The 12,509-nt window shown below is 65.8% G+C and carries 11 protein-coding genes; 10 read left to right on the forward strand and 1 reads right to left on the reverse strand.

Annotated elements, in window-relative coordinates:
* Nucleotides 1-80: 80 nt before the first annotated feature.
* On the forward strand, nucleotides 81-1,655 hold the full coding sequence (locus AC3IQ7_RS24680) for a POT-type proton-dependent oligopeptide transporter (RefSeq protein WP_489207556.1): 1,575 nt from the start codon (nucleotides 81-83) through the stop codon (nucleotides 1,653-1,655).
* Between the two features lie 51 nt (nucleotides 1,656-1,706).
* Here AC3IQ7_RS24680 and AC3IQ7_RS24685 read toward each other — a convergent pair whose 3' ends face one another.
* Complete coding sequence (locus AC3IQ7_RS24685; protein WP_489207557.1) at nucleotides 1,707-3,338, reverse strand: alpha-D-glucose phosphate-specific phosphoglucomutase; 1,632 nt, start codon at nucleotides 3,336-3,338, stop codon at nucleotides 1,707-1,709.
* A 168-nt stretch (nucleotides 3,339-3,506) separates the two neighbouring features.
* Between AC3IQ7_RS24685 and AC3IQ7_RS24690 the strand changes: the two genes are divergently transcribed.
* From AC3IQ7_RS24690 to AC3IQ7_RS24730, 9 genes are all read left to right on the forward strand, one after another.
* Nucleotides 3,507-3,992: a sigma-70 family RNA polymerase sigma factor gene (locus AC3IQ7_RS24690; protein WP_199534347.1), complete on the forward strand. Its 486-nt coding sequence runs from the start codon at nucleotides 3,507-3,509 to the stop codon at nucleotides 3,990-3,992.
* Entirely contained in the window at nucleotides 3,992-5,098 is a 1,107-nt protein-coding gene (locus AC3IQ7_RS24695) for a FecR family protein (protein WP_489207558.1), read from the forward strand. Before AC3IQ7_RS24690 ends, AC3IQ7_RS24695 begins: the two co-directional genes overlap by 1 nt.
* Before the next feature lie 87 nt (nucleotides 5,099-5,185).
* Nucleotides 5,186-7,582 carry a TonB-dependent siderophore receptor gene (locus AC3IQ7_RS24700; RefSeq protein WP_322426312.1) on the forward strand — a complete coding sequence of 799 codons (2,397 nt, stop codon included), beginning with the start codon at nucleotides 5,186-5,188 and terminating at the stop codon, nucleotides 7,580-7,582.
* Between the two features lie 376 nt (nucleotides 7,583-7,958).
* A complete protein-coding gene (locus AC3IQ7_RS24705) occupies nucleotides 7,959-8,705 on the forward strand; it encodes a DUF4198 domain-containing protein (protein ID WP_489207559.1) in 747 nt (248 codons plus the stop codon).
* A gap of 2 nt (nucleotides 8,706-8,707) precedes the next feature.
* The gene (locus tag AC3IQ7_RS24710; RefSeq protein WP_489207560.1) at nucleotides 8,708-9,043 is read left to right on the forward strand and encodes a DUF3649 domain-containing protein; all 336 of its coding nucleotides are present in this window, start codon (nucleotides 8,708-8,710) and stop codon (nucleotides 9,041-9,043) included.
* Nucleotides 9,040-10,662 (forward strand): PepSY-associated TM helix domain-containing protein, encoded by a 1,623-nt coding sequence (locus AC3IQ7_RS24715; protein WP_489207561.1) that lies wholly within the window; start codon nucleotides 9,040-9,042, stop codon nucleotides 10,660-10,662. Before AC3IQ7_RS24710 ends, AC3IQ7_RS24715 begins: the two co-directional genes overlap by 4 nt.
* The gene (locus tag AC3IQ7_RS24720) at nucleotides 10,662-11,015 is read left to right on the forward strand and encodes a DUF3325 domain-containing protein (protein ID WP_489210518.1); all 354 of its coding nucleotides are present in this window, start codon (nucleotides 10,662-10,664) and stop codon (nucleotides 11,013-11,015) included. Before AC3IQ7_RS24715 ends, AC3IQ7_RS24720 begins: the two co-directional genes overlap by 1 nt.
* A gap of 5 nt (nucleotides 11,016-11,020) precedes the next feature.
* Complete coding sequence (locus AC3IQ7_RS24725; RefSeq protein ID WP_489207562.1) at nucleotides 11,021-11,548, forward strand: sigma-70 family RNA polymerase sigma factor; 528 nt, start codon at nucleotides 11,021-11,023, stop codon at nucleotides 11,546-11,548.
* Nucleotides 11,545-12,498: a FecR domain-containing protein gene (locus AC3IQ7_RS24730; RefSeq protein WP_489207563.1), complete on the forward strand. Its 954-nt coding sequence runs from the start codon at nucleotides 11,545-11,547 to the stop codon at nucleotides 12,496-12,498. Before AC3IQ7_RS24725 ends, AC3IQ7_RS24730 begins: the two co-directional genes overlap by 4 nt.
* Nucleotides 12,499-12,509: the final 11 nt, after the last annotated feature.

Consider the following 12,509-nt stretch of genomic DNA (forward strand, 5'->3'; position numbering starts at 1 on the left):
GACAGGCCGTTTTTTCTGTTGCAAGCAAACGCGGCAGGCCTTAGCATCGCGGCTTACAAAAAAAACTTGGGGGAGAGCCAATGTCATCGGCCGAGACACAAACCGCCACGGGCAAAATGCCGCGGCAAATACCGTACATCATCGCCAACGAAGGCTGCGAACGCTTCAGCTTTTATGGCATGCGCAACATCCTGACGCCATTCCTCATCAGCACCTTGCTGCTGCTGATCCCGATCGACCAGCGCACGGGCGAAGCCAAGCACGTGTTCCACACCTTCGTCATCGGCGTGTATTTCTTCCCGCTGCTGGGCGGCTGGCTGGCCGACCGTTTCTTCGGCAAGTACAACACCATCTTCTGGCTCAGCCTCGTGTATTGCGCCGGCCATGCCTGCCTGGCCCTGTTTGAAAACAGCGTCAACGGCTTCTATTTCGGCCTGTTCCTGATCGCCTTCGGTTCCGGCGGCATCAAGCCGCTGGTGGCTTCGTTTGTCGGCGACCAGTTCGACCAGACCAACAAGCACAAGGCCAAGCTGGTATTCGACCTGTTCTACTGGATCATCAACTTCGGCTCCTTCTTCGCGTCGCTGCTGATGCCGATGTTCCTGCGCGACTACGGTCCGTCGATCGCCTTCGGCATCCCCGGCATCATGATGCTGGCCGCCACCATCGTCTTCTGGATGGGCGCCAAAAAATACGTGCATGTGCCGCCGGCGCCACCGAATCCCGATTCGTTCACCCGCGTGGCCCGCACGGCCCTGCTGGCCCGCGTCGATGGCGGTTCGCGTCCCGGCCTGTACGTGGCCTACGTCGGCGTCATCGGCGCCCTGTATGCGTTCTACAGCATTCCCGAATGGGGCTTCGTGATTGCGGCGTGTACCGCGCTGGTATTGCTGCTGGCCTTCGGCAGCATCGGCACGGCCATGCAGCTGGAACGCGCACGCGGCATCCACCCCGACGAAGCCGTCGAAGGCGTGCGCGCCGTACTGCGCATCCTCGTCATCTTCGCCCTCGTCACGCCCTTCTTCTCGCTGTTCGACCAGAAGGCATCGACGTGGATCGTGCAAGCGAACACCATGGAAAAACCAAGCTGGTTCCTGCCGGCGCAGATGCAGGCGCTGAACCCGATGCTGGTGATGTTGCTGATCCCGTTCAACAACCTGGTGCTGTACCCGATGCTGAACCGCTTCGGCCTGGAAGCGACGGCCCTGCGCCGCATGACGGCCGGTATCGGCTTTTCCTCGCTGGCGTGGATCGTCATCGGTCTGCTGCAACTGGCCCTCGACAGCGGCAATGCCGTCTCCATCATGTGGCAGATCCTGCCATACGCCCTGCTGACGTTCGGCGAAGTGCTGGTCTCGGCGACGGGACTGGAGTTTGCCTACAGCCAGGCGCCCGTGTCGATGAAGGGCGCCATCATGAGCTTCTGGAATCTGTCGACCACGGTGGGCAACCTGTGGGTGCTGATCGTCAACCGCAGCGTCATGAACGAAGGCGTGATCGGCAAGATCGCCGAAAGCGGCATCAGCGTGACAGCCTTCCAGATGTTCTTCTTCGCCGCCTTCGCCGCCGTGGCCATGCTGGCCTTCGGCCTGTATGCGAAGCGCTACAAGATGGTGGACAACTACCGCCAGGCGGTGATCCCGGCGAAAGCATGATGCCGGTTTGATCTGCCGCAATCAAGAAGGGCGCCCTCGGGCGCCCTTTTTTTACGTCGTCACCGTCGGCCCATCGCGCCCCGTGCGCTCACGGATCTGCGCCAGCTGCCCGGCCACGGCAATCAGCCCCGCCAGCGCTTCCTGGGTCGGGATGGCATGCCGGGCCGGATCGGCTTCGTAGCGCTCCAGGTACAGGCGCAGGGTCGCGCCTTCGGTGCCCGTGCCGGACAGGCGCAGCACGATGCGCGCGCCGTCCGTCATGATGATGCGGATGCCCTGCTGCGTCGCCACGGAGCCGTCGACGGGGTCCGTATAGCTGAAATCGTCGGCCAGCGCCACCGTGTAGCCATTGGCTGCCTGGCCTGGCAAGGCGGCCAGCTGGCCGCGCATGGCCTCCATCAGCTGCGCCGCGCCGGCGCTGTCGATGTCTTCGTAATCGTGGCGCGAGTAATAGTTGCGGCCATATTCCGCCCAGTGCGCGCGCACGATCTCTTCCACCGATTGTTTTTTCGCTGCCAGCAGGTTGAGCCAGAACAGCACGGCCCACAGGCCATCCTTTTCGCGCACGTGGTTCGAGCCCGTACCGTAGCTTTCTTCACCGCACAGGGTGGCCATGCCCGCGTCGAGCAGGGTGCCGAAGAACTTCCAGCCCGTCGGCGTCTCGTGGCACGGTATGCCCAGCGCGCTAGCGACCCGGTCGGCCGCGCCCGACGTGGGCATGGAGCGGGCGATGCCCGTCAAACCGTCGCGGTAGCCGGGCGCCACGCTGGCGTTGGCAGCCAGGATGGCCAGGCTGTCCGAGGGCGTCACGTCGAAGCGCCGGCCGACGATCATGTTGCGGTCGCCATCGCCGTCCGAGGCGGCGCCGAAGTCCGGGGCATCGTCGCTGGCCATGCGCGTAATCAATTCCTGCGCGTTGACGGGGTTCGGGTCCGGATGGCCGCCGCCGAAGTCTTCGAGGGGCACGCCGTTGATGACGCTGCCCTTAGGCGCGCCCAGCATGCCTTCCAGGATGGCCGTCGCATAAGGGCCGGAAACGGCGTGCATGCCGTCAAAGCAGATACGCAGGCCGCCCGCGACCAGGGCACGGATGGCGTCGAAGTCGAACAGCTGCTGCATCAGTTCCGCGTAATCAAGCACCGGATCGATCACTTCGACCGTCATCTGCTCGATGCGCGCCACTCCCAGGGTGTCGAGGTCGATGTCGGCAGCGTCGCTGATGCGGTATTCGGTGATCGTTTGCGTGCGCGCAAACATGGCCTCGGTGACCTTTTCAGGTGCCGGGCCGCCATTGGCGATGTTGTACTTGATGCCGAAATCGCCATCGGGGCCGCCCGGATTATGGCTGGCCGACAGGATGAGGCCGCCGCTGGCGCCATGCTTGCGGATCACGCAGCTGACTGCCGGCGTCGACAAAATGCCGCCCTGCCCCAGCAGCACGCGCGCGTAGCCATGCGCGGCCGCCATGCGCAGCACCGTCTGGATGGCCGCGCGGTTGTAGTAACGTCCGTCGCCGCCCAGCACCAGGGTCTGGCCGCGGCAGTCGCCCAGCGTGTCAAAAACGCTCTGCACGAAGTTTTCCAGGTATTGCGGTGCGCTGAAGACAGCCACCTTCTTGCGCAAGCCCGAGGTGCCAGGCCGCTGGCCGGCCATCGGTGCCGTATTGATGATTTGAATAGTCATCTTGCCTCCCTATCAATTTCCGATGGTAACGCAGGCCAGGCAAGCGGCAAAGCGTTGTACGTCTGCCACGGTGCGCCAAGCCGCTTAACACGACATCGCGGCATGCCATATAATGAGAATCATTCTCATATGCGGCATTCCTGGCTGCGGACTCATACATCGGACGCCGTGGTTGCACGCTATTACCAAGAACTGTTGAACTTTTGCTGGCGCAGCTTGCGCAACCGCGAGGCTGCGGCCGACCTGGTGCAGGAAAGCTATGCGCGCGTGCTGGGCGAGGCGGCCGTGCGCGAACCGCGCGCGCTGCTGTACCACACGGCGCGCAACCTGCTGGTCGACCAGCACCGCCGCGCCGCCGTGCGCCAGCACGAGGAACTCGACGCCCTGCCGGAGGCCGCGCATCCGGCAGGGCCCCGTCATTTGCAGCCGGAACAGGCGCTCGAAAGCAGCCAGGACTGGCAAGCCTGCGTGGCCGCCATCGACGCCTTGCCGCCCCGCTGCCGCGACGCCTTCGTGCTGCACGTCTTCGAGGAATTGCCGCACGCGCAAATCGCCGCACGCATGGGCATTTCCGTGAGCATGGTGGAAAAACATATCGCGCGCGGCATGCTCAGTTGCCAGGCGCAGTTGCGTTCTCTGCGGGAATGCGCATAATGCCGTCCATGACCGCCCACCCGACCCGCCATGATTTCGGCCCCTCCGCCCAGGAGCAGGCGGACTTGCGCGAGTACGCCGACTTTGCCGCCACGCAAGACGGCGTGGCATTGGCTGCCGCCACCTGGTTCAGCCGGCGCGGCAACTTCGATGCGCAGCAACAGGCCGAGTTTGCCGCCTGGCTGGCGGCCGATGCACTGCACGCGCAAGCATATGCGCAGCTGCAACAGACCCACCGCACGGCACGCCGGATTCCCGCGCAGGTCGCCGCGCGCTGGGCCGTGCCCCAGGCAGCGCCAGCGCCATTTCTCCGCCGCCCGCTTCTGCGCTCCCTGCGCATGCTGCCGTATGCGGCCGCCGCCATGCTGCTGCTCGGCGTGGGCGCGGGCGGCTACCAGTGGTGGCAGCAACCCACGTTCAGCCAGTCGTATGCCACCATGCGCGGCCAGCGCCTGGCCGTGTCCTTGCCCGACGGCAGCCAGGTGCAGCTCGATACAGCCACGCAATTGCACGTCACCCTGTACCGCCAGCGGCGCGAAGTGCGCCTGGCGCACGGCGAAGCGCTGTTCCAGGTGCAATCGAAACAAGGACAAGCATTCGACGTGCTCAGCGGTCCCTTGACAGTGACGGTGGTGGGCACGCAATTTTCCGTGCGTAACACGCTGGCGCACGACGGCCAGCTGCGCGTGGCCGTGCAGCATGGCCAGGTGCGCGTGGCGGGCGCAGGACAAGAGCTGGTCGACCTGCGGGCCGGCCAGGGCGTCAGCAGCGATGCCAGCGGCCGCCTGTCCGCCGTCGCCAGCCTGGCCCCGGGCAGCGTGGCGCCATGGCGCAACGGCAGGGTCACCTTCGACAATGTGCCGCTGGGCGCAGCACTGGCCGAATTCGAGCGCTATGGCGACACGGGCTTCGTCGTGCGCGATCCCGCCGTCGCGCGGTTGCGCATCGGCGGCAGCTTCAGTCTGACCCAGCTCGACCGCTTCGCCGCCGCCTTGCCGCAACTCTTGCCCGTACAAGTCGTGCGCAGCGGCACCGTCAGCACCATCGGCATGGCGCCGAAAGCCGCTGCGCAGGCACCGGCCATGCAACTCCCAAAAAATAAATGAAAATAGTTCGCATTCGCAGGTGAGGGTTTTGCCCGCTGCCGCGTCTACCAGGTTAATCGACAATAAATTAACCTGGAGAAATGCAACATGTGGTCCCCCCGCCTCAATCTGACACCCGCCCCCTTCGCCCTGGCCGCCATGCTGGCCCTGGGCAGCATCCCCTTGGCACACGCGCAAACCTTGTCATCCGTCAAACTAGCCATCGCCGCCCAGCCTCTGGGGCAAGCCCTGAATGAGCTGGCGCGGCAAGCCAATTTGCAACTGCTGTTTGCACCGGGACTGGTGGCCGGCAAGACGGCGCCCGCCGTCAGCGGCACGCTCAGCGTGGCCGAGAGCCTGGAACGCCTGCTGGCCGGCAGCGGCCTGGCAGCTGCCATCGACGGCAACAGCGTCATCATCCGCCCGGCGCCCGCCACCACGGGCAAGGTGGCGACCCTGGCGGAAATCACCGTCAGCGCGCGCCAGGAGGCGACGACGGATACCGAGCTGACGAAGTCGTATGCGGCACAGGCAGTGAGCATCGGCAAGGGCCGGCAAAGCCTGCGCGAGATTCCCCAGTCCGTCTCCGTACTGACGCGCCAGCAACTGAACGACCAGAATTTGCTGAACCTGGACGACGCCATGCGCGGCGTGACGGGCATCACCGTCGAAGCGAGCAGCACGGGCGGCAACCACGGCAATTTTTATTCGCGCGGCCATGCGCTGGACTCGGTACAGGTCGATGGCGTGATGACACCGGCCAGCACGGGCAACGACCTGTCGGCCGGCTTCGGCCTGGCCATCTATGACCGGGTGGAAGTGCTGCGCGGACCGGACGGCCTGTTCCAGGGCGCGGGCGACCCGGGCGGCAGCATCAACCTGGTGCGCAAGCGGGCGCGCGACACCTACACCGCCAGCGGCGTGCTCAGCGCAGGTTCCTGGGACCGCTACTATGCGGAAGCGGACGTCACGGGCCCCTTGAGCGCGGACGGCAAGGTGCGCGGCCGCCTGGTGGCCGCCTACGAACACCGGCGCTCCTTCGTCGATCATGTGTATGCGGAAAAACCGCTGCTGTACGGCACCGTTGCCGTCGATGTGGCGCCGGGCACCGTGCTGACGGGCGGCGTCACCTATCAGGAATACAAGGGCCGTCCCGCCTTCGGCCTGCCCGCCTATGAAGACGGGCGCCTGCTCGACGTGCCCCGCTCCACGTACCTGGACCCGGCCTGGAACCACATCACGGAAAAAGTTACGGAATATTTTGCCGAACTCGATCACAAACTGGACAACGGCGGCCAGTTCAAGGTGACCGCCCTGTACCGCGAACAGGACGAACCATCGCGCCATTTCGGCTGGCCCGATTGTTCGGCAGACCCTGTCACGGGCGAGAGCTGCCTGATCAGCTGGACCTACCGCAGCCACTGGAAGACGCAAGGACTCGATGCCTGGCTGGCGACGCCGTTCCAGGCGTTCGGTCGCAGCCACGACCTGATCGTGGGCGCCGACTACCGCCAGGTGCACAAGAATTTCCAGTATGGTGGCGGCGACACTGCGCCGATCAATATCTTCCACCCGGATAACAATATCGCCCGGCCCAGCTACACCTTTTCCAACGGCAACGACAACCGCACCAAGCAGTTCGGCCTGTACGCGCGCACCCGCCTGCAAGCGACGGACCGGCTCGCCGTCAACCTGGGCGGGCGCCTGACGCACCGGAACAACCATACCGTCAACCGCAATGCCTATTTCAACCAGTTCACCGATGTCAGCAACACCATCAATGCGAAATTCACGCCGTATGCGGGCCTGGTCTATGAACTCGACAAGCAGGTCTCGGCCTACGGCAGCTACACGCGCATCTTCTCGCCCCAGATCACCACGGACGCTGCTGGCCAGCCCCTGAAGCCGCGCACGGGCCAGCAATTCGAGCTGGGATTGAAGGCGGAACTGTTCGACAAGAACGTCAATGCGCATGCGGCCCTGTTCCGCATGGAAGACGAGAACCGCGCCATGCCCGATCCGGCCAACCCGCTGTTTTCCATCGGCGCCGGCAAGATGCGCAACCAGGGCGTGGAAGCCGAGCTGAGCGGCAGCCCCCTGCCGGGCTGGAACATCACGAGCGGCTACTCCTACACCAGCACACGCACCCTCGAAGGCAGCGATGAGCAGAAGGCCCAGCTGTACACCTTCATCGCGCCACGCCATAATTTCAATCTGTGGACCAATTACCGGCTGGCCGGCGCGCTCGATAAAGTCAGCGTGGGCGGCGGCTTGCGCAGCGTCAGCAGCATGTACCGCCTGAACGGCCCCGTGAAATTCGAGCAGGGACCCGTCACCACGGTGGGCTTGCAGGCTGGCTACCGCCTCAGTCCCAAGCTGGAGCTGTCGCTGACGGTGAACAACCTGTTCGACAAAAAATACTACACGCGCGTGTGGGCCGCTTATGGCTCCAACTTCTATGGCGAACCACGCAATGCCATGCTGACCCTGCGCGGCCAGCTGTAACGCCTGCGCTTGCGCGCTTGCACGGCCACCGCGTCAGTACGGTGGCCGTGCTCGTTTACAACATCGCACTCTTGCATGTCTCGCAACCTCACACTATAATAAGAATAGTTCTCATTCACATTTGGATTCCGTTCGGAGTCCGCATCCCGCATTCCCGCCCGCCATCGACCGGCCAGGACGGCGTGGCTGATGCGCAGCTGGATGACACGCTGCGCCAGCCAGGCATCCCTGCCAAGCAAGCCTTCCCGTATCAATAACGCAAAAAGGTAGTTTCATGGCGCGAGCAGGTTCGCTGGCCGGCGCTGCCGCCGCCACTTTCCGGTATGTTGCACCGCTGCGACAACCACGTTTCTCACCACAAACTAAGGCATACACCATGCACCTCACTTCCATCGCGCGCCTCGGCGCCCTCGCCACAGCCCTGCTGGGCGCGGCCCTCGTTTCCGGCACGGCCAGTGCGCACCAGATCTGGCTGCAGCAGGACGGCAAGGCGGCCAGCGTGTACTTCGGCGAATTCGGCGACAACCTGCGCGAAGCGTCGCCCGGCCTGCTGGACAAGTTCAGCATCAGGAACGTGACGTGGGTGTCCGCCAAGGGCGCGCAACCGCTGCAGGCGAGCAAGACGGCCGGCGCCTTCATCCTGAATGGCAAGGTGGGTGCCGGCGAAAGCATCATCGTCGAGGAAGACAACTACCCGTCGTGGGAAGAGAAAAAGGATGGCAAGGCCACGCGCACCGTGTGGGTCCCGGCCGCGCGCCTGGTCGCCGACGGCAAGGCGCAAACGCCCGCGCTGACCCTGGACCTCGTGCCGACCGGCAAAGCGGGCCAGTTCCAGGTCAGCTACCAGGGCAAGCCGCTGGCGCAAGCCAAGGTCAACGCCGTGGTGCAGTCGGGCTGGGGCAAGGAAGCGTGGAGCGATGCGCAAGGCCTGGTCAGCTTCCCGCTGCCATGGAAAGGCACCTATGTGCTGGAAGTGCAGCACACGGACAAGACGGCTGGTCAGCGCGGCACGCAAGCCTATGACAAGGCCATGTTCGTGACGACCCTGAGCCTGGTGCAGCCGCAAGGCGTGACGCCGCTGCCGGCCGGTCCGGCCCTGCCACCGAGCAAGGATCACGACTGACCATGCCAGCGCCAGCCATCATTAAAATCGCGCGCCTGCGCCTGTCCGCCGGCGCGATCTACCGCCTCGGCGTGGCGTCGCGCAGCGTGGCGGCCATCGTTGGCGGCTACGTGCTGGCCGCGCTGGTCACCATGCTGCTGTCGGTGAGCCTGCCCATGGCCCGCTCCGAAGCCGTCATGACGGCCACCCTTCTGTCGTTTGCCATCTATACCTGCGCCGTGATGTGGGTCTTCGCCACGCGCAACGCCCTGCGCGCCTGGCTGGGCCTTCTGATGCCGGCCGCCGTCATCGCCGCCATCCTGCAGTGGATGGACGCACTATCCTGGAGTCTCGCATGAAAGAAGGTTTCCGCCAGTCGATGGCATGGCTGCACACCTGGTCCGGTCTGCTCGTCTGCTGGATCTTGCTGCTGGTGTTTTGCGCCGGCACGGCCAGCTACTACCGCAATGAAATCACCCTGTGGATGCAGCCCGAACTGCACGGCGCCGCCACCAGCCAGGTGTCGACGGAAGTGGCGGCCAAGGTCGCGCAACAAGCGATGGAAGAGCGGGCCACGGGCGCCACGCGCTGGTTCATCAGCCTGCCCGGCGAGCGCAATCCCGCTACCCAGCTGGGCTGGAGCAAACCGGCGCAACCCGGCGAAAAGAAACGCGGACGGCGCGGCAATTTTCATAGCGAAAAAGCCGACCCGGCCACGGGCGAGGTGCTATCGAAGCCGCGCGAGACGCGGGGCGGCGAATTCCTCTACCGCCTGCATTTCGACCTGCACTACATGCCGGCCATCTGGGCTCGCTGGATCGTGGGTTTCTGCGCCATGTTCATGTTCGTTTCCATCATCAGCGGCATCGTCACGCACAAGCGCATCTTCAAGGACCTGTTTACCTTCCGGCCGAAAAAAGGCCAGCGCTCGTGGCTGGACGCGCACAACGTGACGGCTGTGCTGGCCCTGCCCTACCACATCATGATCACCTACACGGGCCTCGTCACCCTGATGTTCCTGTACATGCCTTCCGGCGTCACGGCCGCCTACAAGGGCGACCAGGATGCCTTCTTTGCCGAAGCCTTCCCCGGCCGCTCGGGCGACAGCAAGCCGGCCGGCGTGGCCGCGCCGCTGACGTCGCTGGCGCCCCTCGTGCGCCAGGCGGAACAGCACTGGGGCGGCGGCAAGGTCGAGCGCATCTCCGTCAATCACCCGGGCGACGCCAACGCCACCATTTCGCTGACGCGCGCCGGCGGACGCGACATGTCGTCGAAGCAGCCGTCGATGGAATTCGATGGCGTGTCCGGCAAGCTATTGTCGAGCGACGGCGAGGCACAGCCCGGCGCGGCCGCCACGCAAGGCGTGATGGTTGGACTGCACGTCGCGCATTTCGGCGGCCCGCTGCTGCGCGCCCTGTTCTTCCTTTCCGGTCTGGCCGGCTGCGCCATGGTCGCCACGGGCGCCCTGCTGTGGGCCGTCAAGACGCGCCAGAAGCAAGCCAAGGCGCTGGCCGCCGGCAAGCGCGCCAGCTTCGGCCTGCGCCTGGTCGAAGCGCTCAACATCGGCGCCATCGCCGGCATTCCGATCGCCTTCGGCGCCTACTTCTGGGCCAACCGCCTGCTGTCGGTGACGATGGAAGACCGGCCAAAAGAGGAAATCGCCTGCTTCTTCGGCGCCTGGGCCCTGGCCGCCATCATCGCCCAGCTGCGCCCCTCGCGCGCCATGTGGCGCATGCAGCTGGCCGCCGGCGCCTTCCTGCTGGCGTCGCTGCCCGTGCTGAACGTCTTCACGACCAATTCGCACCTGGGCGTGACCCTGTTCCTGGGCCGCGGCCCCGTGGCGGTAGCCGCTTTCGACCTGGTGGTGCTGGTGCTGGGCCTCGGTCTTGCGTATGCGGCGTACAAATTGAAACCGCTGCCCGTAAAGGCGGCCAAGGCAGCACCGGCCAAGCCGGCAACCACGATGGAGGCCGCGTGATGGAACTGTTAGCCAATTTCCTCGTCTTCGCGCTGTGCTATGCGGGCCTGTCCTCGCTGTGCCTGGCGATGGACCGCCATTACGCCGACCTGCACGGACGCGGCGCCGAACCGCCCGCGCCGCTGCGCCGCCGCCTGCAGTGGTCCGGCTGGCTGGCGCTGGCGGCCGGCCTGGCCTGGGCCATGCACATCACCGGCGGCGGCTACGGCCTCGTCTACTGGGTCGGCAGCCTGACGGGCTGCGGCTTGCTGCTGATCTGGCTGCTGCCGTATGCGCCGCACCAGGCCATGCGCCTGGCGCGCGTCATTGGCGTGGCATCCGTGCTGGCCGCCGTCGCGCTGGCAGTACGGTAACGATCATGGCCCTGCCACCCCTGCTGTCCACGCAGCTGGAAAGCCATTACCGCGCACACCACGGCTGGCTGGTGCACTGGCTGCAACGGCGCCTGGGCAATGCCGCCGAGGCGGCCGACCTGATGCAGGACACCTTCGCGCGCCTGCTGGCCGGCGCGCCCATGCAGCCGCAAACGCCGGCCCTGCGCGCGCCCAAGGCTTACCTGGCGACCGTCGCCAAACATCTGCTGATCAACCACTTGCGGCGCCAGTCGCTGGAACGCGCGTGGCTGGCCGCGCTGGCCGCCCTGCCCGAACAGCATGTGCCATCGACCGAGCAGCGCGCGGAAATCCTGCAGGCGCTGCAAGCGGTCGATGCCATGCTCGACGGCCTGAAACCGAAGGTGCGCGCCGTCTTCATCCTGGCGCAGATCGAAGGCCATGCCTATGCGGACATCGCCGCGCAGCTGGGCATCGGCGAACGCTCCGTGAAGCGCTACATGGCCGAGGCGCTGACCGAATGCGTGCTGCTGGCGCAGGATTTGCCGGCATGAGCGCGGCCGCTTCGCCATCTCCTCCGCTGTCGCGCAAGGTGGCGCGCCAGGCCGTCGAATGGTATTTACTGGAGCAGTCGGGCCAGGCCACGCCGGACGACCTGGCCGCCAGCGCACACTGGCGCGCACGTCACCCGGAACATGCGCGCGCCTGGAACAGGGTGCAGCAGGTGAGCCAGACGGCGAATTTGCTGCCGCCGGAGCTGGCCGTGCCCGTGCTGCGCCGGCCGCAGCGCCGCATGGCCGTGCAAGTGCTGCTGGCGCTGATGGCGGCGCCCGCCGCCTGGCTGCTGGTGCGCCACGAGATGCTGGCCGATTACCGCAGCGGCGTGGGCCAGCGGCGCGAGGTGTCCTTGCCCGATGGCGGCATCCTGGTACTCAACACGGACAGCGCCGTCGATGTGGCGTATGGCGCCGGTGAACGGCTGCTGACCCTGCGCCGCGGCGAAGTGCTGGTGCAGACGCGCCCCGATCATGCAGGCAGCCGCCCTTTCATCGTCGCCACCTGCCATGGCCGCATCCGCGCCCTGGGCACGCGCTTTACCGTGCGCGTCGACGACGACAGCAGCCGCGTGACGGTACTCGAAGACGCGGTGGAAATCACGCCGCGCGCGCCGTCGGCCACCGTCCGCACGCTCATGGCGGGACAGCAAAGCCGCTTCGACGCCAGCCACGCCGGCCTGCCCACGCCGGCGCCGCTGCAAGCCGATGCGTGGACGCGCGGCATGCTGGCGGCGCAGGACATGCGCCTCGATGCCTTCGCCTTCGAGCTGTCACGCTATCGCCCCGGCCTGCTGCGCGTGGAACCGCAAGTGGCAGGCTTGCGCCTGACGGGCGCCTTCCAGCTCGACGACACGGACGCCGTGCTGGACAGTCTGGCGCGCATGCTGCCCGTCGACATGCTGTACCGCTCCTCGTACTGGGTCACCATCGCGGCCCGCAAAAAATAATGATTAAGAAT

This window comes from Janthinobacterium sp. GL_088 (assembly GCF_057837845.1).